General features: G+C 51.7%; 21 protein-coding genes. 16 read left to right on the top strand and 5 right to left on the bottom strand.

What is annotated here, in order from left to right; genetic code table 11:
• Positions 1-3 precede the first annotated feature (3 nt).
• From MKZ15_RS12765 to MKZ15_RS12725, 9 genes are all read left to right on the top strand, one after another.
• On the top strand, positions 4-753 hold the full coding sequence (locus MKZ15_RS12765; RefSeq protein ID WP_339816425.1) for a glycerophosphodiester phosphodiesterase: 750 nt from the start codon (positions 4-6) through the stop codon (positions 751-753).
• The gene (locus MKZ15_RS12760; RefSeq protein ID WP_339816424.1) at positions 743-1,777 is read left to right on the top strand and encodes a LacI family DNA-binding transcriptional regulator; all 1,035 of its coding nucleotides are present in this window, start codon (positions 743-745) and stop codon (positions 1,775-1,777) included. The genes MKZ15_RS12765 and MKZ15_RS12760 overlap by 11 nt, the downstream gene beginning before the upstream one ends.
• 5 nt (positions 1,778-1,782) lie before the next feature.
• Entirely contained in the window at positions 1,783-2,607 is an 825-nt protein-coding gene (locus MKZ15_RS12755; RefSeq protein WP_155607939.1) for an ABC transporter permease subunit, read from the top strand.
• 32 nt (positions 2,608-2,639) lie between these two features.
• Positions 2,640-3,680, top strand: a complete 1,041-nt coding sequence (locus MKZ15_RS12750; protein ID WP_339816423.1) for an ABC transporter ATP-binding protein — start codon at positions 2,640-2,642, stop codon at positions 3,678-3,680.
• A gap of 16 nt (positions 3,681-3,696) precedes the next feature.
• Positions 3,697-4,881, top strand: a complete 1,185-nt coding sequence (locus MKZ15_RS12745; RefSeq protein ID WP_339816422.1) for an extracellular solute-binding protein — start codon at positions 3,697-3,699, stop codon at positions 4,879-4,881.
• Positions 4,878-5,717: an ABC transporter permease subunit gene (locus MKZ15_RS12740; RefSeq protein ID WP_339816420.1), complete on the top strand. Its 840-nt coding sequence runs from the start codon at positions 4,878-4,880 to the stop codon at positions 5,715-5,717. Before MKZ15_RS12745 ends, MKZ15_RS12740 begins: the two co-directional genes overlap by 4 nt.
• A 119-nt stretch (positions 5,718-5,836) precedes the next feature.
• Positions 5,837-7,111 (top strand): MFS transporter, encoded by a 1,275-nt coding sequence (locus MKZ15_RS12735; protein WP_339816419.1) that lies wholly within the window; start codon positions 5,837-5,839, stop codon positions 7,109-7,111.
• A gap of 159 nt (positions 7,112-7,270) precedes the next feature.
• Positions 7,271-8,824, top strand: coding sequence for a UDP-N-acetylmuramoyl-L-alanyl-D-glutamate--2,6-diaminopimelate ligase (locus tag MKZ15_RS12730; protein WP_339816418.1), 1,554 nt, complete (start codon positions 7,271-7,273; stop codon positions 8,822-8,824).
• A 415-nt stretch (positions 8,825-9,239) separates the two neighbouring features.
• Positions 9,240-10,769 (top strand): ABC-F family ATP-binding cassette domain-containing protein, encoded by a 1,530-nt coding sequence (locus MKZ15_RS12725; protein ID WP_339816417.1) that lies wholly within the window; start codon positions 9,240-9,242, stop codon positions 10,767-10,769.
• Positions 10,770-10,809: 40 nt separating this feature from the next.
• On the opposite strand, the gene MKZ15_RS12720 is transcribed toward MKZ15_RS12725, so the two are convergent.
• Complete coding sequence (locus MKZ15_RS12720) at positions 10,810-11,520, bottom strand: GT-D fold domain-containing glycosyltransferase (protein WP_155607945.1); 711 nt, start codon at positions 11,518-11,520, stop codon at positions 10,810-10,812.
• 244 nt (positions 11,521-11,764) lie between these two features.
• Between MKZ15_RS12720 and MKZ15_RS12715 the strand changes: the two genes are divergently transcribed.
• A complete protein-coding gene (locus tag MKZ15_RS12715) occupies positions 11,765-12,454 on the top strand; it encodes a glycosyltransferase family A protein (protein WP_193416148.1) in 690 nt (229 codons plus the stop codon).
• Between the two features lie 45 nt (positions 12,455-12,499).
• The gene (locus MKZ15_RS12710) at positions 12,500-13,228 is read left to right on the top strand and encodes a methyltransferase domain-containing protein (protein ID WP_339816416.1); all 729 of its coding nucleotides are present in this window, start codon (positions 12,500-12,502) and stop codon (positions 13,226-13,228) included.
• An 85-nt stretch (positions 13,229-13,313) separates the two neighbouring features.
• On the opposite strand, the gene MKZ15_RS12705 is transcribed toward MKZ15_RS12710, so the two are convergent.
• Positions 13,314-13,922, bottom strand: coding sequence for a glycosyltransferase family 2 protein (locus MKZ15_RS12705; RefSeq protein WP_339816415.1), 609 nt, complete (start codon positions 13,920-13,922; stop codon positions 13,314-13,316).
• 184 nt (positions 13,923-14,106) lie between these two features.
• On the opposite strand from MKZ15_RS12705, the gene MKZ15_RS12700 reads away from it, so the two are divergent.
• Positions 14,107-15,138, top strand: a complete 1,032-nt coding sequence (locus MKZ15_RS12700) for an ATP-binding cassette domain-containing protein (protein WP_339816414.1) — start codon at positions 14,107-14,109, stop codon at positions 15,136-15,138.
• Positions 15,135-15,950, top strand: coding sequence for an ABC transporter permease (locus MKZ15_RS12695; RefSeq protein ID WP_339816413.1), 816 nt, complete (start codon positions 15,135-15,137; stop codon positions 15,948-15,950). Before MKZ15_RS12700 ends, MKZ15_RS12695 begins: the two co-directional genes overlap by 4 nt.
• A 69-nt stretch (positions 15,951-16,019) precedes the next feature.
• Here MKZ15_RS12695 and MKZ15_RS12690 read toward each other — a convergent pair whose 3' ends face one another.
• From MKZ15_RS12690 to MKZ15_RS12680, 3 genes are read right to left on the bottom strand one after another with little or no spacing between them, the layout of a single operon-like run.
• On the bottom strand, positions 16,020-17,198 hold the full coding sequence (locus tag MKZ15_RS12690) for a MalY/PatB family protein (RefSeq protein ID WP_339816412.1): 1,179 nt from the start codon (positions 17,196-17,198) through the stop codon (positions 16,020-16,022).
• Positions 17,199-17,250: 52 nt separating this feature from the next.
• A complete protein-coding gene (locus MKZ15_RS12685) occupies positions 17,251-17,823 on the bottom strand; it encodes a carbonic anhydrase (RefSeq protein ID WP_155607948.1) in 573 nt (190 codons plus the stop codon).
• 41 nt (positions 17,824-17,864) lie between these two features.
• Positions 17,865-18,188 carry an iron-sulfur cluster biosynthesis family protein gene (locus MKZ15_RS12680; RefSeq protein WP_193416153.1) on the bottom strand — a complete coding sequence of 108 codons (324 nt, stop codon included), beginning with the start codon at positions 18,186-18,188 and terminating at the stop codon, positions 17,865-17,867.
• Between the two features lie 140 nt (positions 18,189-18,328).
• Between MKZ15_RS12680 and MKZ15_RS12675 the strand changes: the two genes are divergently transcribed.
• The 3 genes from MKZ15_RS12675 (at position 18,329) to MKZ15_RS12665 (ending at position 21,827) form a co-directional block, all read left to right on the top strand.
• Positions 18,329-19,846 (top strand): carboxypeptidase M32, encoded by a 1,518-nt coding sequence (locus MKZ15_RS12675; protein WP_193416154.1) that lies wholly within the window; start codon positions 18,329-18,331, stop codon positions 19,844-19,846.
• 167 nt (positions 19,847-20,013) lie between these two features.
• Complete coding sequence (locus tag MKZ15_RS12670; protein ID WP_155607951.1) at positions 20,014-21,015, top strand: ABC transporter substrate-binding protein; 1,002 nt, start codon at positions 20,014-20,016, stop codon at positions 21,013-21,015.
• A 32-nt stretch (positions 21,016-21,047) separates the two neighbouring features.
• Positions 21,048-21,827, top strand: a complete 780-nt coding sequence (locus MKZ15_RS12665; protein WP_193416156.1) for an ABC transporter ATP-binding protein — start codon at positions 21,048-21,050, stop codon at positions 21,825-21,827.
• Positions 21,828-21,830 lie beyond the last annotated feature (3 nt).

Below are 21,830 nucleotides of genomic sequence, written 5' to 3'. Positions count from 1 at the left end.
GGCATGAAGCAATTTCCGTTAGTAACGGCCCATACCGGCTGCATGGGACAACCTGATCACTCCCTCGCCTCCTTGCGGGCAGCATTGGCAATCGGGGCAGACGTCTACGAGGATGACATACGAGTTACTCGCGACGGAGGACTTGTCTTGGCACATGATGACGAAGTGGCATTGGCGGAGGGGCGTACCGGAAGGTTATCGGACATGACGTTGGCGGAGTTGGATGAACAATCGGTCGAAGATCGGCTTCCGCTAGCCTCGGTTCTTCGGTGGATTAAGGAAACCGGCAAAACAATGAACCTTGACATCAAATCCGCTGCTTGTCTAGAACCTTTAGCAGCGATGCTGACCAGAATGGAGATGGCCGATCAAGCTTTCTTTAGCGGATGCGAGTACCCCGTCGCACTAGAGGCCGATCGCAGCGCTCGGCAATTCCGAAAGCTGCTGAACGTGAACATCGACAGTTTCCTGACAAGCCCTTATGCCGAAGCCGTTGATCGAGCTTGTGATGAGGGACGTGCGGCCAGATGTTTCGGTTTAAATGTCCCGTATCAATTGATTCGGCCTGAGTTCATGGATGCAGCGAAACGAGCAGGTCTAGCCGTATTTGTTTGGACCGTTTCGGATCCATCAGAAATGCGGCGAATGGCCGGCATGGGTGTGGATTCGATCACGACCCGTGACGTTGCTGCGCTTCTAGCGGTGAAAGCTGAAACGTTAAACAAAGAAGGGAGATCGTACGTTGACGAATAAGCCGAACCATGGCCTTCGGGAGTTAGCTCAGTTGGCCGGGGTGTCCAAATCCACGGCTTCCCGAGTCATTTCCGGCAATGGGTATGCCAGCCCTGAGGTGAAGGAACGCGTCCTGCAAGCAGCGGAAACACTCCGTTACAAGCCGAATGCCGTTGCGCGAGCCATGGTAACCAAACGAACGAACAACCTTGGCGTAATCGTGTTTCGAGAGCAGCCGCCCATTGTCTCCCATCCGCTTTACGGCAAGATAATTGATGAAATCCTTGTGGCATCCGAAGCTCGGGGGTATTCTGTCTTCTTGAAAACGGATCGGGAAATGAGCTTACGTTCTACGGATTTTTTGCTGGAACAGCGGGTAGACGGATTGATTCTGGTCAGCCGACTTCAGAAGAACGTAATTGATTATGTCAAAAAATTCAATCTTCCTTATCTAATGGTCAACGGCTCGACCGATGACCCCGAGGTCATCCATTTGGTCAGCAATGATGAAACCGGGGGAAGCCGAGCGGCCGATTATTTGCACGGGCAGGGCCATCGAAAATTTTTCGTTATTGCCGGTCCGATCGAGCATCGCAGCCATTCGCTGCGCTTGGCGGGGTTCACCCGCCGCCTGGAACAACTCGGTATCTCCACGCAATCGAGTGCCGTGAAGATTGTTCCATCTCCGGAGTCCAACTTTGCTTACGGAATCAAGCTAATGGAAGAGCACTATCAGGTTTTCATAGATCAAGGTTATACCGCCTTGTTTACGACTAACGACATGCTGGCGCTGGGGGCGATGAAGCTGTTGCTGGATCGAGGGGTCCGCATTCCGCAGGAGGTGGCGGTGATGGGTTATGACGACATTGAGCTCGGCAGTATGTATACGCCGTCCCTGTCCACGGTCAGCGTAGATGCAACAGGCATCGGAAGGGACGCGGTGGAGCTGCTCGACAAGCTGATCCGAGGTGTAACGGATTTGCCGAAACTGGTGGAATACAACAGCCATGTCGTCATCCGCCAATCAACAGAAGGAAAGGAGTGAGTTAAATGCTTTGGTACTGGAAAAAAGTCGGGGCAAAGAGAATCATCGAATTTGTGCTGCTAACGGTTTTTGCGATATTTTTTGCCGGGCCGCTTTTGAATTTGCTGGTGCTCGCGTTCAGTGAGAAATGGAACTACCCGGACGTGCTGCCGGAAGCCTGGGGCTTCAAGTGGTGGAACTTCGTCCTGGCTAAGGATGATATCGTCTCATCGATCTCGTTGTCGTTCTTCATCGCGGCCATCGTGACGGCCTTATCGATCGTCATCTGCATACCCGCAGCTTACGCATTTGCAAGAATTCAGTTTCCGCTAAAGCGAATGTTCCTGTTCTCGTTCCTGCTGACGCATGCGTTCCCGAAGATGGGACTGTATGTCTCGATTGCGGTATTGTTCTACCGGATCGGTTTAATGAACACCTTGCTGGGGGTTGTCTTGATTCACATGATCAACGTGCTGATGTTTATGACCTGGATTCCGACGGCATCCTTCCGCAATGTGCATCGGGCCCAGGAGGAATCGGCACGGGATGTCGGAGCCAGTCCGTTCCGGGTGTTCCGCAGCATCACGCTGCCGATGGCGATGCCCGGGATTATGGTCGCTTCGGTCTTTACGTTTCTGAATTCGTTGGATGAAGCACAAGGGACGTTTCTCGTCGGTATTCCCGATTTCAAGACGATGCCCATCGTCATGTATTCCATTATCTCGGACTTTCCGAGCAGCGCGGGTGCGGTATTCTCCATCATCCTGACCTTGCCAACGATCCTCTTGCTGCTTGCCGCGCAGCGGTTGGTCAGCGCCGATGTGCTGGCAAGCGGATTCCAAACGAAATAAGCCGACCATGGGAGAAAGGGGCAGTAACTAACATGATATTAGCGGTACGTAATTTGACGAAACGCTACAAGACAGGAGACGGGGTCAGCGATATCAATTTAACGGTGGAACAAGGCGAGTTGGTGACGTTGTTAGGTCCCTCGGGATGCGGCAAAACGACGGTGCTGCGCAGCATTGGCGGTTTTCTCGAGCCAGATTCGGGCGACATTCGGATTGAAGGTCAAAGTGTCATCGGGCTGCCGCCCGAAAAACGTCCGACCTCGATGGTTTTCCAAAGCTACAACTTGTGGTCGCATATGTCCGTTTACGATAACCTAGCTTTCGGCCTGAAGATACGCAAAGTACCCAAAGCGGAAGTTCGCGCAGCGGTCGCCGATGCGCTCAAGCTGGTCCGTCTCTCGGGGTACGAGAAGAAGTATCCGGCCGAATTATCGGGCGGCCAGCAACAACGCGTCGCCTTGGCCCGGTCCCTGCTGCTCAAGCCGGCCGTGCTGTTGCTGGACGAGCCTTTCTCGGCGCTGGACGCGAAGCTGCGTCATGAAATGCGCGAGGAGCTTCGCGAAATCCAGATGCAAACCGGACTCACGATGGTATTCGTTACGCATGATCAGGAAGAGGCTTTGTCGCTCTCTGACCGGATCGTTGTTATGAATCACGGGCGCATTGAACAGATTGCCGGTCCACAACAGATTTATGATGCGCCCGAGTCTTTATATGTAGCCGGTTTTATCGGCAAAATGAACTTTTTGGAGGGGGTGGCGGATGAAGGGAGCATCCGGATCGGCGCGCTTCGCTTTCCGAACGAGAAGCGGCTCAGCGGTAAAATCACCGCGGCAATCCGACCGGAGGACGTTGTCTTAAGTGAATCGACGGAGAAGGGCGAGTTGTTGGAAGGGAAGATTAAGCAGGTGATGGTCCTCGGGCATTACGCTGAGGTCACCGTTGAACTGGCTGGATGGGGGATTCTGCGGACGTTTCAGTCCAAGGAAGCCACGCAGCATCTGTTTATCGGGAAAGAAGTTGGCGTACAGATCGTTAAATTGATCGGGTTTCCGACAGGAGAACCCAACTAAGGGAGGATAAACGAAAATGCGATCCAAAAAACCATGGTTAACCCTATTATCTACTGCGTTATTATCAATGACGCTACTCTCCGCATGTGGCGGTGGCGGTGCAAATGGAGCGGCGTCGAATGCATCATCGCCAAGTGAATCAACTACGGCTCCAGCTGCGGCCAGCGCGCCCGTCAAGTTTAACTTCTATTTTACGGGTTCGCAGAACGTCAAAGATCTATGGGATACGCTCGTCCCGATGTTTGAGGAGCAAAACGATCAGGTAGATGTGAATCTGGTTTACATTCCGTCCGGAACTGGCGCAGAACCAACTTACGACCGCATTCTAGCTGCGAAGCAAGCCGGCAAAGGCTCGGGCGATATCGATTTATACGAGGATGGAATCGGCGTCGTGGCCCAGGGCACGAAAGATGGGGTATGGAAGCAATTAGAGACGAATGCGATCCCTAACCTGGCCAATGTCAATGCGGACACGATGAAGGACGTGGACAATTACGCAATTCCTTATCGCTCTTCCGCCGTTGTCTTAGCTTATGACAGTACGAAAGTTACGAATCCGCCGAAAACATTGGACGAATTGCTGGCCTGGATCAAATCCAACCCGGGGCAATTCGCTTATAATGACCCGTCCACCGGCGGTTCGGGGAGTTCGTTCGTGCAGACGGTGATCTACAAGGATCTTCCCGAAGAGGATATTCACAATTCCGATCCATCAGTAATGGATAAATGGGATCCTGGGTTCCAAACGCTGAAGGAACTTGGCCAATATGTTTACGGCGACGGCATTTACCCCAAGAAAAACCAGGGCACGCTGGATCTGCTGATGAACGGCGAGGTTTCACTGATTCCGGCATGGTCGGATATGGTACTGCAACAGCTAAATGAAGGGCTGCTTCCCGATACGGTCAAAATGCAACAAATCACACCTGGCTTTAACGGCGGTCCAACTTATCTGATGGTGAACGGGGAATCGGATAAGCAAGAGGCGATTTATCAGTTCCTGAACTTCGTCCTATCGCCGGAAGCCCAAGCGGTCATCGTTGAGAAAATGAACGGGTTCCCGGGCATCGAACTGGCCAATATGCCGCAAGAAACCCAAGAGAAATTCAAGGGCGTTGCCGAAGGCTTCCGCACCTTTAACATCGGGGATTTAGGTACAGAAATCAACAAACGCTGGCAGAGCGACGTTGCTGCGCAATGAGTAAGGAGTGGAAACAAGCGTTGGCGGGGTTGGCGATGGTCCTCCCCTCCTTCGCGATTTTATTGGTCGTCGTCATTATTCCGATCCTTCAATCCCTGATGTTAAGCCTCACCAACGAGACGGGTGGATATGACCTGAGCCGATACTACGTTTTGTTTACCGATAAGGGGATGCGGGCGAACATCCTATTTACGCTTCGGATAACCGTAATCACCTGCGCGTTGGTGCTGCTGATCAGCTATAGCTTGGCGGTATACATGCGCTTCAATCAAGGACCGATCGTCGAGTTGATCCGAAAAACCTATATGATCCCTTTATTCATCCCGGGGGTCATCGCCACCTACGGATTAATCAATCTTCTCGGCAACCATGGGTGGCTGGCACGCCTGTTAGAGCATATCGGAGTCACGCTGCCGCGTATCATTTTCGATGAGAAAGGGATCATTATCGCGAATCTCTGGTTCAACATTCCGTTTACAACGATGCTGCTCAGCTCCGCGTTGGCCGGGATTCCTTCGTCGGTCATCGAAAGCGCCAAAGATGTTGGGGCAGGGAGGTTCAGGCTGTTTGCGAAGTTTATTTTCCCTCTGTCGTATAAAACGTTCCTGGTTGCCCTCACCTTTGTATTCATGGGAGTGATCGGCTCGTTTACGGCTCCGTTCCTGCTGGGCGCCAACTCCCCGCAAATGCTGGGGGTCTCGATGCAGCAGGTGTTCAGCGTCTTCCAGGAACGCGAGCAAGCGGCGGCGATGGCTTTTTTCACTTTCCTGCTTTGTTCGGTACTTGGGGCATTTTACATTCGCTCCATGGCCAAGGAAGAAAACGTCAAAATGTAATGATCTTCTGCGTAACCCCGGCTAACGGGGTTATTTTTTTATAGTCAACATTTCCATTGTTTGGGGAATCGGGTTCGATTAAAGTATAATAATACCTAAATACATGAAGTTGGAAGGGGATGGCCGTGAATAACGCAGACAGGTCAAATCAATCCGTACCAAAGGAATCGTGGAGAAGGAATATTGTTCTCTTCTTGAGCAGTCAAACCATTTCGTTGTTTGGTTCTTCGCTCGTGCAATATGCAATCATGTGGTACATCACGTTAAATACCAAATCAGGGATCATGATGACCCTATACATTCTATGCGGTTTCATCCCGACGTTTCTATTATCTCCTGTGGCGGGCGTCTGGGCAGATCGCTACAACCGGAAGGTGTTGATCATGCTGGCGGATGGCATGATTGCAATGTCCACGCTGGTGATGGCAATCCTGTTCTTGATGGGCTACAAAGAGGCATGGTTGTTGTTCGCGATCGCTGCAATCCGGGCGCTTGGTTCGGGCGTGCAGACACCGGCAGTTGGGGCGATTTTGCCGCAGATCGTACCTACTGACCGGTTGACCAAGGTGAACGGGATCAACGGAAGCATCCAGGCGGTAATTATGTTTGTGTCCCCGATCGTTAGTGCCGCGCTCCTTACCGTAGCGACAATCGAAGCGATCTTCTTCATCGATGTGGTTACGGCGGCGATTGCGATACTGACGTTGCTGCTTTATTTTCGGATACCGTCTCATCCCAAAGCCTCCGATCAACCGCCGACCAGTTACTTCAACGATCTTAAAGAGGGACTGGTTTACATAGGTCGACAAGCTTATCTGAAATCCTTCTTTAAGTTTATGGCAATCTTTTTTATTCTGATGGCCCCGGCCGCTTTTTTAACCCCGCTTCAGGTTACTCGGAGCTTTGGCGATGAGGTTTGGCGGCTCACGGCGATCGAAATCGCCTTCTCCGTGGGGATGATGGCTGGAGGGGGGCTGATCGCGGCATGGGGAGGCTTTCGGAACAAAGTCCACACCATGACCTTAGCTACCGTTCTCATGGGCTTGTGCACCTTCTTGCTAGGCATTGTTCCTGTCTTCTGGGTCTACTTGGCGTTTATGGCTTTGTTCGGCGTGGCGATGCCGGCTTTTAATACCCCAACGATGACAATGATTCAGGAGAAAGTCGATGAAAACTATATGGGCAGAATCTTTGGCGTATTCAGCATGATCTCTACTTCCATGATGCCGATAGGGATGTTGATCTTCGGCCCAATCGCCGATGCGGTCGCGATCGAATGGCTGTTAATCGGTACAGGACTTCTAATCCTGTTCCTATCGATCTTTCTCGGACGTAACCAACCGCTGCTAGAGGCTGGCAAACCGGCAGCCCAGGAACCTACCGCTTCCTCATGATAAAAGCAGGCCCGTAAGGGGCCTGCTTTTTTGATTTAGAGTTTGCAATAAGCAAATAGGATCTTGGTGATGAAGTCGAAATATGGGGAATAAACCGGATTTTCGGCGGGCAACATGTAACCACAAAGGCGTTCAGGACCTAGGAAAGCAGGGGAATAAGTGAAGCTGAACCTTCTATTGAATCCATTATTCATCAAAGAGGTGCAGGGGAAGGTTGAACTGGACATCAGCGGAATCGAAATCGATTCGCGGCGGGTGATGCAAGGGTGTTTGTTCGTATGCTTGCCAGGTACCGTCTACGATGGACACCAATTTGCGGTTCAGGCGGTTAATGCCGGCGCAATCGCCCTGATCACTGAGAGGAAGCTGTCAGAGATCCCTTCCCACATTACGACCGTGCAGGTTCCGGATGCGCGGCGGGCATTGGCCATTCTGGCGGATGTATTCTATGGTCGGCCGACAAGCCGGTTGAAGTTAATCGGGATTACAGGCACAAACGGAAAAACGACGACAACCCATTTAGTCGAGCATATTTTTAATGAAAATGATAAACGAACCGGACTGATTGGTACGTTATATATGCGAATCCGGAACTACAGGGAACAGACCGTAAACACCACACCTGAGTCCCATGTGCTGCAGCGGAATTTCCGCATTATGTTGGAACATGGCGCGGAGTATGCGGTGGTTGAGGTATCTTCCCACGCACTTGATATGGGCAGGGTCAGGGGGTGCCAATTCCGCACAGCGGTTTTGACCAATGTCACACATGACCATTTGGATTATCACGAATCGATGGAACGGTACAGCGATACGAAATCACTGCTGTTCTCGCAGCTGGGCAGCGCCTACGGAGATGAGCCGAAGATCGCGATTTTGAATGCGGATGATCCGGTTTCTCCCCTATATGCCCGCAAAACAGCCGCTCAGGTCATTACGTATGGCGTCAAGAACAGAGCGGACATTCGTGCGAGCGAAATCCAGATGAAGCCGGAGGGAACGTCACTCCAGGTGGATACCTTCCAAGGGAGGACCCAACTGAATTTGAAGCTGCTAGGAATATTTAACGTGTATAACGCTCTGGCGGCCATCGCGGTAAGCTTGTCGGAGGGGATTTCGCTTCAGCAGGTAAAACGGAGCCTGGAAGCGTTTGAAGGGGTGATGGGACGATTCGAACCGATCTACGCCGGACAAGATTTTACCATCATCCTGGATTACGCCCATAATCCGGACGGATTGGAGAATGTACTGCAAACCGCCAAAACGCTGACGCATGGCAAATTATACTGTGTATGTGGGTGCGAAGGGGACAAGGACCGGATGAAACGCCCGATCATGGCCCGGGTAGCAGCATCTTACGCGGATTTCGCGATCTTTACGTCGGATAATACCCGATCGGAAGACCCCGACTCGATCCTTCGCGACATGTTGGAGGGGCTGGAGGGGGGACTCATCCCGAGTAGCGGTTATACGGCGGTTGTGGACCGGCGGGAAGCCATTTCGCAGGCCCTTGAACTTGCCCGTCCCGGAGACTGCGTTGTTGTTGCGGGTAGAGGTCATGAGACTCACTTGATCGCAAAGGGACAACGGATTCCGTTTGACGATCGCGAGGTGATTTTGGATTTGTTGGGATCCAAGACAACGCTAACGATGCCGCCGGAGTCGTGGATGGAAGGAAATGTCGTTGTCCACGTACCGGAAGCCTCCTTGTGAGATATCCGCATAGAGATTTGAGAAGGGCGTGAAAATGAAGGGCATTTATGATAAAATGAAGGGGATTTATGGAAAGGTTGGTGTAAACCATGATTTACCTCCAAAATGGAAAACTCGTTAGGGAACTTCGCTCCGTACACATGTTCAGGATGAAGCATTGTGCGGAGCTTAATCGGGAAGCTTAGCTTCCTGCATTCATCGGTCTAAAGCTAGGCACGGAACGCATAGGGGGAAGAACCTACGCTTATTCGGATGCGGCTTTAAACCGGTAAATGCATGATTTAAGGACCAAGGACAATGTTTTGTCCTTGGTCCTTTGTGTTTTTTTACGGGGTTCCCCCAGAGCAGAGGACTGGCGCCGTTAGGCGCTTGTTTCTCTGCTTTTTTTTATTTCAACAGAAGAGAGGTCATTCACATGAGTTTATTAGAAATGAGCGGCATTACCCATCGTTTCGCGGACAAGGAACTTTATCGCGCGGCTTCGTTGGAATTACATGCGGGAGAGCATATGGGACTCGTCGGGCAAAACGGCGCGGGAAAAAGCACGCTGATCCGCATGTTAACCGGCGAGGTGATTCCCGATCAAGGCATCATCAGATGGCAGCCGCGTCTACGGTTGGGTCATTTGGATCAATATGCTCGGATACCGGGAGATGTGACGATCCGCAACTATATGAAAACCGCTTTTGACGAGCTTTATAAGTTGGAACGCAAAATGACCGAGATCTATCAGGAGGTTGCGATCACGGGGGATGAGAGCAAGTTGAGACAGGCGGCGTTATGCCAGGAAAAGCTGGATACCGGTGATTTTTACGGGATCGACAGCCGAATTGAACAAACGGCCATGGGCCTGGGAATTCATGCGATGGGTATGGAGAGGCCGCTGTCGGAGTTAAGCGGCGGCCAAAGGGCTCGGGTTATCTTGGCTAAGTTGCTGCTCAGTGAGCCGGATGTATTGCTGCTCGATGAGCCGACCAATTTCCTGGACAGGGAGCATGTAGAATGGCTGTCCGGCGCGTTGGTTGCATTCCGTGGCGCTTATGTCATCGTTTCACATGATGCCGCGTTCCTCCAGAAGGTCACGAACTGCATCTGTGATATTGAGTTTGGGTCAATCCGGAAATACCCGGGAAGCTACAATGACTATGTACGACAGAAGGAACATCTGCGACTCGATTACGAACGACGTTATGAAGCACAGCAGAAGAAAATTGAAACAACGGAAAGCTATATCCGCAAGAACATTGCTGGCGTTAACAGTAAAATCGCCCAAGGACGGCGCAAGCAACTGGAGCGGATGGAACGTCTGGGACCGCCGGTTCAGACCCATCCACCTGCGTTTCGGTTTCAAGAGCTGGCGCCACCCGGCCTTATCGCGCTGGAGACACGCCGGCTCGTGGTCGGTTATGGTCAGCCGCTGTTGCCGCCGCTTTCTTTTAAAGTACCAGGCGGTCAAAAACTGGTGGTAACAGGCTTCAACGGCATCGGCAAGTCGACGTTGCTAAACACGTTGGTTCGGAGGCTATCTCCCGTATCCGGTGATGCTCGTTTTGCGGATCGGGTGCATATTGGCTATTTTGAGCAGGACCTTGCTTGGGAGAATCCGACTCTATCGCCGATCCAATATATCTCCGACTATCGTCCCGATTTAGACGGCAAGGAGATTCGTAAACAATTGGCTCGTTGCGGGATAAATCAGACGCTGGCCTCACGAGAGATCGGAACGCTGAGCGGCGGGGAACAGTCGAAAGTGAAATTATGCCGGTTGCTGCTCACCCCTTGCAACTTTTTGATCCTCGACGAACCCACCAATCACCTGGATCAGGATGCCAAGGAAGCGTTGCGTCAAGCATTAATTGAATTCCGCGGCAGCGTGCTGCTGGTCTCCCACGAACGCTCCTTCTACCAGGATTGGGCGGATCGCGTGATGCGCATCGGGAAGTAAGGCGTTAGGAGGAGACATGATCACAAAGGGTGTCCCATTCTTAGTTGGGGCGCCCCTTTAGTATAATATTGTTCGCTTTGCCGAAATCGAGCGCCACCTTACCCGTGAGGGCTGCAATCTGCTCGGACAGAACAACTGCACTAACCCCGCAGGAGATCAAAGCGACGTCAAAGCTATCCTTATGTGCAGTAATCCATTTCAGCGTACTCCGGTACTCTTGCCACTGATTAAAGGCCAAGGCGTGCACGATATTTTGCTTGTACGGCTTCTTTTCGAGACGTTCCTTGATCTTATGAGCTTCCCGCGTGAGAATCAAAACCCTTCGACCGGACAGAAGCGACCAGAACTCCTCCATACGGGCCAGTTCCCGATTCACACCGGCATGGCAGATCACGGCAGGTTCGATTCGGTAATAAGAGAGGATTTGATCGGTTAACGGTCTTTTTAAATAATCCGGTGCGTTGATCGTATTGTCATCAGCGGGCAGAATCCCTACAACAGTGGCCTTCCGGACGGAAGAAACGACGGCGTTACGCAATGGCAGATTCGGCAAATGGATGCCTTTTTCCCCGCGGTTGGCTTTAATCGCCCATCTTTCTTGAAGCACTTTTGATAAAGACCAGACGTTTTGCTGAGCCATCACCAAGTTCTCCCCATCGCCGATCCGCACCAAGGAAAACGGCTTCCGGTTCACGACCGCTTCTTCTATTCTCTTAAGCAAGTCTCGAGTTTCTAAATAAATTTGAGGCATCGGACATTTCATTCCTTTCAATGGCTTGATAATTCCAGTTTATGATTGCGAGATCTATTTGCATTGTGTGCTTGTACCTCTTAGCAAATTTAGGCAGTTCGCTTGACTATTTTCTCAGAGATTTATGGAATACGTCCTGTCCTTCTCTTGTTGTCTAGCATATAGTGTAAGATCGATAGCTTTGCTATACGACGATAACGAGGATCGCACTCTCGGAAGGTATCACGAAAGGGAGGTATAAGAAGTGTCCAAAAAAGTGGTGATTGATAGCAACTTCAATACGTATGGCTTTAATCCCCAGCGGCTCACGCGCCAATGGTTGGAGAAGCGGATCGAAATCTTCCGCAGCTTCACATTGAAATCGCTGCAAGCCCAAACCAATTCGGATTTTCTGGCCATCTTCAAAATCGTACCCGAAACGGAAAGGATCGTGACCGAAATTCTAGCCAAGTATCCGCCGCTTCCCCGTAACGTTTGGTTTGGGACAATTAGCGACAGTGCAGACCGAATTAAGGCCTTTGCTGAGAAAAGCGAATACTTGTACCTTGCTCGAATGGATTCCGACGATTTGTTTCACAGAACATACGTCCAGCAGCTTTACGATTTTCGACCCAAAGCGGGAACCGTAGCCTTAATCAATCAGAACGGATACGCTTTAGATGTCTTAAAGGGAGAAATGGTTCCGATGTTTCGCAAATCCCCGCCTTATTATGTATTTTTGTACAAGACTAAGGAGTATTTATCCGGATACCGCGTCAAGATTCCGGGCCGCGGCACGCATGGGAGTGTTATTGAATTGCCGCATGAGCTGCTGACCCCTCGCAACTTCGTTGAAGTCAATCACGGGCATAACACACAAATGAGACAAATCCCAGAGAAGGGGCGCCTGAATTCCGCGGAACAAAAGAAAGTGCTGAAAGAGTTTATGCAGTAGTGGCAGGTTTTCGGAAAACTACGTTAACAATGGAGGTGAAACAAGATGACGATTTACGATCGGGTAAACGAACGTTATTACGGTCTGATTAATTCGTCGGTATCCCACGAATCGACGCGAGCTCGTATTCATTGGATATGCCGCGCGGTTACCGGAAGAAAAATACTTGACGTAGGCTGCAGCCAGGGGATTACTTCGATTTTGCTGGCACGCGAAGGACTAAGCGTAACCGGCGTCGATCTGGAGGTTGAAAGCATTCGTTATGCCCGGAGAGAACTGGCCAAAGAGTCGGCTCCGGTACGAGAGAACGTACATTTCTTACTTACAGATGTGACCGAATGGAGAGCAACCAACCTTTTCGATACGGTGATTTTGGGAGAGATCCTGGAACATTTCGCCAACCCCGCTATTTTACTGCGTCAAGCCTTCCGGCTTCTGAAGGAGAAAGGCACCTTGGTCATAACGGTACCTTACGGTTATCATCCGTTCTACGATCATAAGCAGACGTTTTATGCAGGGAATCTCGGAGTTAGCCTGGATCCTTGGTTTGAAGTGAATCAGATGGAACTTCAGCATAAATATTTATGCTGTACCGCCACAAAACGACAGAAAGTTAAAGCAGATGGGTCACCAGACACAACGAAGCTGATGGCATGGGTTGAATTTGACTGCAAGCAGTTTAAGTCTCTGGAGGTAAAGCACCTAGAGGCGATGAGTCAACGTAAAGCTACTTACGAACAGGCCCTACAGCAGTTAAGAAAACAGAGCAAATAGTCTTTCAAGCCTGGGGTAAGGAGAAATTTGGCGAGTAAGAACCGTCCGACTGTTTTGACGGACGGTTTTTTGTGCTGAGATTCAATTATTTCTTGCGGTTCCGATAAATGTGCGTTTCGGATCCTTCTCTCGGATAGTTATACCAGTAAGCTACGATTCCCGTGTATTTGCAGGCGGGTTTTTTATCGATTAATAACTTGTGGAAATGCACATCGCCAGGAACCGGGCCTTGGGTACCAAATCGGCTGTCTCCGATAAAGCTTCTGCGGATAATTTTGAATTGCCCGGACTTGCGATAAGGATCGTCTGTGGATTTTTTCTCGAGAATTTTTCCGAGCCTCGTGACCATGTTGTAATAATAAATGTCATACCTGCCATCCACTTGTGCCAGAACTTCGCGAATAGCGGGCAAATAATAATCGTCGCTGTCAATAATGGCCACATAATCGCCAGTCGCTTCGTCCAGACAACGGTTATAGGCGTGCCCGGCCCCTGCATTTTTTCGGTTTTCCAGGATTCGAAGCTTAGGGCAGTGTTTTTGGTAGTTTTTGAGAAGAGCTAACGTCTTGTCCGTCGAACCGTCGTCACATATTACGATTTCATGCGCATCTTCTTTGGGGATACTGTCGAGCATCCGTACGATCCACGCTTCGCTATTAAAAGTCGGAGACAGAAAGCTGACTTTCTTCTTCACACGTACACCTCCCAATGGTTTAGATTTGTGCAAGCCTTAGCTTGTCGATGCCCCAGAACCAATGTATGCGAGCGGTTTGGACATGGAGTGTGTTTGTGTTCCAATCGTTTAAATTCAGTTTAACTAACTCAGGTAAGCTCCTAACTGTAGATCACATTGGGTGAAGGATAGGAGGAGGTAACCGATGAATACGAAAATGTCCACCAACATGGGGGGCTTATCTAAACCAGCAATCGAAGCCGATGGACTTGTCAAAATATTCGGAACAAGCCGTGCCGTGGACGGAGTAGACCTGCGGGTGGAAAGCGGCATGATTTACGGAGTGCTGGGACCTAACGGGGCCGGGAAAACGACAACGATCCGCATGTTAGCCACCTTGCTTCGTCCGGATGGGGGATCCGCCCGCATATTCGGACATGATGTCGTCAAGGAGCCGCATATCGTCCGCCAGTTGATCGGCGTGACCGGACAGTACGCCTCCGTGGATGAAACGCTGAGCGCTACGGAGAACCTCGTCATTTTCTCCAGACTCCTAGGGTTAGGGCGCAGTGAAGCTCGCCGAAAAGCGGAGGAGCTGTTGGAGGAATTCGGCTTGTCTGAAGCGGCCAAACGCCCGCTGAAGCATTTCTCCGGCGGGATGCGGCGACGGTTGGATTTGGCCGCGAGCTTGATCGCCCAGCCGCCGCTGATCTTCTTGGATGAACCGACGACGGGGTTGGATCCGCGTACGCGGACGCAGATGTGGGATACGATCCGCCGCTTGGTCGCTTCCGGTTCAACCGTGTTGTTAACGACGCAATACTTGGACGAAGCCGATCAATTGGCGGATCGAATCGCCGTGATCGATCGCGGGCAGGTCATTGCAGAAGGAACCGTCGACGAGTTGAAGTCCTCGGTTGGTGCCTCGTCGCTGCAGCTAAGAATCAGCAATCCGCTCGATCTGACGGAGTCCCGCCGGATTGTAGAACAGATGCTGGGAGTAACGACGAATATTTCGGCGGAGGCCGGAAAGATCACCGCCCCGCTGGCGGAAGGGGATAAAGTTACCGACCTATTAATCGCCTTACGCGAATCGGGTATTGCTTTGATGGAGCTAAGCGTCCAGAAGCCGACGTTGGATGAAGTGTTTTTGACCCTGACTGGGCATGGCGTTGAAGAAGATGCCGCCGCAGGCACGGACGGTTCCGTACTGAAGCAGAAGGAGGTAATCGCGTGAATAGCACGACAGTCAACTCCGAAGCCGCACGGCCTCTGAGGAACCACACGAGCTTCCGTCAGTCGCTCCGCCATTCGTTGACCATGGCGTATCGGGGCTTACTTAAAATCAAGCGAACACCGGAACAACTGTTTGACGTAACGATTCAGCCGATCATTTTTACGTTGATGTTCACTTATATTTTTGGCGGGGCGATCTCGGGGGATGTTTTAAGTTATTTGCCGGTCATTATCCCGGGGATTTTGGTGCAGACCGTGATCTCGACGTCGATCGTCACCGGGGTGCAACTACGTGAGGATATGGAGAAGGGCGTCTTCGACCGTTTCAAGTCGTTGCCGATCGCTCGGATTGCGCCGCTGGCCGGCGCCTTGTTGGCCGACACGGTCCGCTATACGATCGCCACGGTCTTAACGTTCGCAATGGGATACCTCATGGGATATCGGCCGGATGGAGGCCTTGCGTATGTCGCCCTTGCTGCGCTGCTCGTCATCGTTTGCTCCTGGTCGATCAGTTGGATATTCGCTTTTTTTGGGGTTATCGCACGGACGGCATCCAGCGTACAAGGCATTTCAATGATCGTGTTGTTTCCGTTGACGTTCTTATCCAATGCGTTCGTACCAGTCGAAACGATGCCGAAATGGCTAGGGTGGTTTGCGAACGTGAATCCGATCTCGCATCTAGTAACCGCGGTTCGGGAGTTAGTCAATACAGGGACCGTGGGCGGGGATCTGGTGACATCCTTGCTCGGGGCCGCCGTCATTGTGGCTGTATTTGCACCGATAACCGTTCGAGCATATATGCGTCGCACCTAAATCAACAAAGCCGGAAGACAAGAGTCTTCCGGCTTTGTTGCGTTCGGGTAGGGTTATTCACATCGCCTTTTAAGCGTTTCGAGCGGCAGCCGCTGTACAAAAACGCTCCAGCGCCTCCTGAAGCAAAGAACGCGGACAAGCAAGATTGATTCGCAGGAACCCTTCGCCGTTCTGACCGTAAACGGAGCCTTCGGTGAAGGCGATTTTGGCTTCCTTATACATCATTTGCTTAATTTGAGCTTTGTCCCAACCCAAAGCCCGGCAATCTACCCATAGCAAGTAGGTGCCTTCCGAGAGGATTGGGGCCGCGGCTGGCAGGTGCGCCGCAAGATAAGCGATCGCGAAGTCACGGTTTGCGCGGATATAGTCCAAGACGGCATCCAGCCAATCCTCGCTTTGCGTGTACGCGGCGATGGTGGCAGAAGGGCCGAAATAGTTCAGCGATCCAATAGCCAGCGTTTTGATGCGCTCCGCAAAAGATTTGCGGATGGCTACATTTGAAATTAGGGTATAAGCCGTAGACAGACCGGGAATGTTGAACGTTTTGGAAGGGGCCGCGCAGGTGATCGTGATGCCGGCGTGAGCTTCGGAGAGCGAAGCAAACGGCACATGGCGGTGATGCGCGAAGACCAAGTCGCCATGTATTTCGTCGGAGACGACCTTCACGTCATATTTCAAGCATAACTCGCCGAGCCGTTCCAATTCCTCCAGGGTCCAGACCCGGCCACCGGGATTATGGGGGCTGCATAGCAGCATCAGCTTGGCACCGCTCTGCATTAGCGACTCCAACTGAACGTAATCCATCCGATAATGCCCATTTTCAAGAATCAGCGGATTCTCGGCGATCTCGCGTCCGTTATTGCGAATCACATCATAGAACGGATTATACACCGGGGATTGCAGGATCACCTGATCCCCCGGTTCGGTTAACATTTGAACGGCTACGCCAAGCGCAGGTACGACGCCCGGAGTGTCGGTCAACCAGGACGCATCAACCTTCCATCCATGCCGGCGTTCCATCCAGCCTGTGATGGCATCGAGGTATTCTTTAGGCCGGCTCGTGTAGCCGTAGATACCATGCTTGGCCCGTTCAGTGACTGCTTCGACAATGGCTGGAGCGCATCGAAAGTCCATGTCGGCCACCCACAAAGGCAGTACATCGGGATCGCCGAACAGCTCCCGTCCAAGATCCCATTTCTCGGAGTAGGTTCCTCGCCGCGGCAATCGTTCATCGAAATGATACGTCATCTTGTTGCTTCATCCTTTCCCAATGCAGGCGCTACACGCTGTTCTTGTTATTTTACTTCGGATGCGGCTGGTATCCGTCAATCACGAGTTCCAGTTCGCCCGTCGTGGAATTAATCAACATCCCGTGAACAGGGATATCGGCAGGGAGCAAGGGATGTTTCTTGACGATATTTACCGTCTGGATGACACCTTCCTTCTCGTTATCGAAACCGCGCAACCATTTATTCAACTTGATGCCGGAGTTCTCCAACGTGTTCAGCGTGTCGTCGCTGATTCCCCGCTCCCGCATGGATCCGATCATCCGGTCCGAATTCAGCGCGGCCATCCCGCAGCCGGTGTGACCGACGATGAACACCTCTTGCGCATGAAGCTCGTAGATCGCGACGAGCAGACTGCGCATGACGCTGCCGAAAGGCTGGGAAATCACCGCGCCGGCGTTCTTGATCAGCTTCACGTCGCCGTTACGCAAATTCATCGCTTTAGGGAGAAGCTCTGTAAGCCGAGTATCCATACAGGTAACAATAGCCATCTTCTTCTCGGGAAATTTATCCGTCACATATTTCTCGTATTCCTTATCTTCCACGAACTTGCGGTTGAAATCCAAAATAGATTGCAGCTGATTCACTTGACCTGCCTCCTTAGGTTTGGGTTGTGGACACCGGCGAATTACCGGCGGTCAATCAAAGGGATGTTCGATTTGTAAAATTGCGAGGGTCCGTCTAATCGGAACGTACCGGTGTTTTCTTCCCCCTTCAGGGTAAGCTCTTCTTCGAAAAATATCGCCTGCATCTTATCGATCCAGAACGGGTAAACCTCATTCTCCATCGGAATGTCGTAAGCGCCGGGCTCGGACACGATGTGGAGCACCGGAACCCCGCTCATTCCGCAGCCGCAGTTTTCCGTATCATACACGAGGCGGAGTAGGCCGGACTTCGTGCCGAGCTTGTCGGCAATGAGTTTATCAGCCGTCGGGTTTAATGATATTTTCATAAGATGAAGACAGCTCCTTTACATGAAAATGAAATATTTCAAAATAAGGTGATTTCGCCCGCTTAAAATTTGATTATAAGGTTTGTTAAAAGTATCATCAAGAGTAGCAGTAAATTTCACCAGTAAAGGCGGGTGTTGTCATGAAGCAGGAAACGGTTGAGAAATGGGAGCTCTTTCGAGAGCTTCTGCAAAAGATTCACGGGTACGGGGAAGCCGTTGCGCTGATGAATTGGGATTTGCGCACCGGCGCACCGCGGAAAGGCGCAGAGACCCGGGCCGCGACCATCGGTCTATTGTCCACGGAAGCTTTTAAACTGCAAACCTCAGCAGAAATGGGCGAATATTTGGCTTATTTGAATCAACCTTCCGTTCTGGATGAATTGGACGATGTCAAACGTCGGATGGTGCTTGACGTGCAGGAGGAGTACGATCGAAGCGTTAAGATTCCTCCGCAGAAATTCCGGGAATATACCGAATTGACCGCCCATGCCGAAACGATGTGGGAGGATTTCAAGGAAAATAGTGATTTCGCCGGCTTTGAACCTTACTTAACGCAAATTGTGGAGAAAACGCAGGAATTTATCGACTACTGGGGTCCGAAGGCCACTCGTTATGATACATTGCTACATATGTATGAACCGGATCTAACGGTAGAGAAGCTCGACCAGGTATTCGGACAGCTGCGCGACCGCCTGGTACCGCTGGTTGAAGCGGTGGCAGCGGCGAAGAACAAGCCGGAGGCGCCTTTCCTGGATCAGCTGTTCGATGCGGGACAACAGGCGAAGTTCAGCCGTTTCCTCCTGGAACAAATCGGCTACGACTTCGAAGCCGGGCGGATCGACGAGACCGTGCACCCGTTCCAAACGACGTTGAATCATGGCGATGTGCGGATCACAACCAATTACAAGCAGGATGATGTCGCCAGCGCCATCTTTAGCTCCTTACACGAAGGAGGACACGCATTATATGAGCAAAACGTTTCTCCAGAGCTAGCCGATTCACCGCTTGGTCAAGGCACGTCGATGGGGATCCACGAGTCGCAGTCCCGCTTCTGGGAGAACTTTGTCGGGCGCAGCCTGCAGTTCTGGGAGCGATATTTCGGAGAACTACAGCAGCATTTCCCTGAACAGCTCAAAGACGTTACACCGGAGGCGTTCTTTCTCGGGATCAATCGCGTGGAGAACTCGTTCATCCGGATCGAAGCGGATGAACTGACTTATAATTTGCATATCATCATCCGTTATGAGATCGAGAAGATGCTGTTTAATGAAGCTTTGCCGGTCAGCGAGCTGCCTAAGGTATGGAACGAGAAGTATCGCGATTATCTCGGCTTGACGCCGCCGAATGACGGGCTCGGGGTGCTGCAGGACGTTCACTGGTCGGGCGGGCTATTTGGTTACTTCCCTTCCTATGCGTTAGGCAACATGTATGCGGCTCAGATCGCAAACACGCTTCGTAAGGAAATGCCGCAGTTCGAAGGATTCATTGCGGATGGCAACTTCCAGCCGATCAAGGAATGGCTGACCGACAAAATCTACAAATACGGGAAGAGCCGGAAACCATCGGAAATCATCTTGGCAATCACCGGGGAAGAGCTGAACCCGGATTATCTCGCGGAATATCTGGAGCATAAATTCAAAAGCATTTACGGCATCTAGCCGTCATCCTTTTCGAGGCTGTCCTTAAGGCGGAATCATCCGCCCGGGACAGCCTTTTTTGTGCTCTTAACCTTTTACTGGGCCATCGCATACTATTTAGTATGTTCTGGTCAACAGCTAGAAATCAGTTGGCTATGAAACTCCATGAAGAAGGAGAGGTGAACGGCATGAACAACGCTCGTAAGGTGTTATGGCTCGCGCTCATCGTTCTCCTGACAGCAGCCCTAAGCGGTTGCGGAGGAAGCGGCCAAACCCAAAAGGTGAAAATCGGGGAAGTCACCCGTTCCGTATTTTACGCCCCTCAATATGTCGCATTGGAAAAGGGCTTTTTCAAAGAGGAAGGACTTGACGTAGAGCTGCAGACGACAGCGGGTGGCGACAAAACGATGACGGCGTTGCTGTCGGGAGCGATCGACGTGGCGCTGGTTGGAGCGGAAACTTCGATCTACGTGTATCAGCAAGGCTCGGAGGATCCGGTGATTAATTTTGCTCAATTGACGCAAACCGACGGGACCTTCCTGGTTGCCCGAGACTCCGGAGCATTCGATTGGGAGAAGCTGAAGGGCAGCGTCTTCCTTGGTCAGCGGAAAGGCGGCATGCCGCAAATGGCAGGAGAGTTCACCCTGCGCAAACACGGGATTGATCCGCACCAGGATCTAGAGCTGATTCAGAATGTGGATTTCGCCAACATCACAGCGGCATTCGTCTCGGGAACGGGACAGTTCGTCCAGTTGTTCGAACCGCAAGCATCTATTGTTGAGAAGGAAGGGAAAGGCCACGTCGTCGCTTCCTTTGGTACGGAGAGCGGAAGGCTGCCTTACACTGTATTCATGACCAAACAGAGCTATATGAACGATCGCCCGGAAGTCGTTCAGAAGTTTACGAACGCAGTCCATAAAGCCCAGCTTTGGGTCCAGTCTCACACGCCGGAGGAAATCGCAGAAACCGTCGCTCCTTATTTTAAAGATACGGATATGGATATCTTGATTAGTTCGATCAAGCGTTATCAGGAGCAAGGAAGTTATGCCGAAACGCCGGCGTTGGCAGAGGATTCGTGGAATAACCTGCTTGACGTGATGGAAAGCGCTGGAGAGCTGAATGAACGGGTTGATGTAGGTGAGTTGGTCAATAACAGCTTCGCCGATAAAGCCGTGAACTCAGTTAAGTAAGTGACTATAACGGAAAAGGAGCGTGAGCGCTTTTGCCTTCTGTCGTGGAACTGAAACACCTGGATCTAGTCTATGTGACGGACCGGGAGGCCGTCCTCGCTTTGCAAGGGATGAATTTAACGGTGGAGCCGGGTGAATTCATCAGTCTGGTTGGTCCCAGCGGTTGCGGAAAGACCACGCTTCTCTCCGTCATGGCAGGTCTACTCTCTCCCACCCGGGGGGAGGTGCTGCTGCACGGCAAATCGGTGACGGGGCCTACCCCTCAGGTCGGTTATATGCTGCAGCAAGATTATTTGTTCCCGTGGCGGACCATTCTGAGTAATAGCGTGCTGGGGCTTGAGCTGACGGGACGGTTAACGCCGGAAAGCACCGAAAAAGCCCGGAACTTGCTGGCTGAAATGGGCCTTGGCGATACGGCGAACCTATATCCTCACCAGCTGTCGGGCGGAATGCGTCAACGGGTCGCCCTCGTGCGAACGCTAGCGACCGATCCCGAGCTCTTGCTGCTGGATGAACCATTTTCGGCGCTTGATTATCAGACGAAACTGCAACTGGAGGATTTAGTGTGGGGGACCCTGAAGCAACGCAAGAAAACGGGCGTCCTGGTGACTCACGATTTGTCCGAAGCGATCGCGGTCAGCGACCGGGTTATCGTTCTGGCTCCGAGACCCGGCCGGATCCGCAGCATGTACGAAATTCCGGAGCAGATCCGGAACGCGCAGCCGTTTTATGCCCGGGAAGCCGAAGGCTTCAACGAACTGTTCCATGAAATCTGGCGGGATCTCGAAACGTCGGAAAGGGAGGAGGGATAGCCC

This window comes from Paenibacillus sp. FSL R7-0216, from assembly GCF_037969915.1.
Classification (GTDB): Bacteria; Bacillota; Bacilli; order Paenibacillales; family Paenibacillaceae; genus Fontibacillus; species Fontibacillus rhizolycopersici.
The sequence above is the reverse complement of the archived record's forward strand: the minus strand, read 5'-3'. Positions and strand labels throughout refer to the sequence as shown.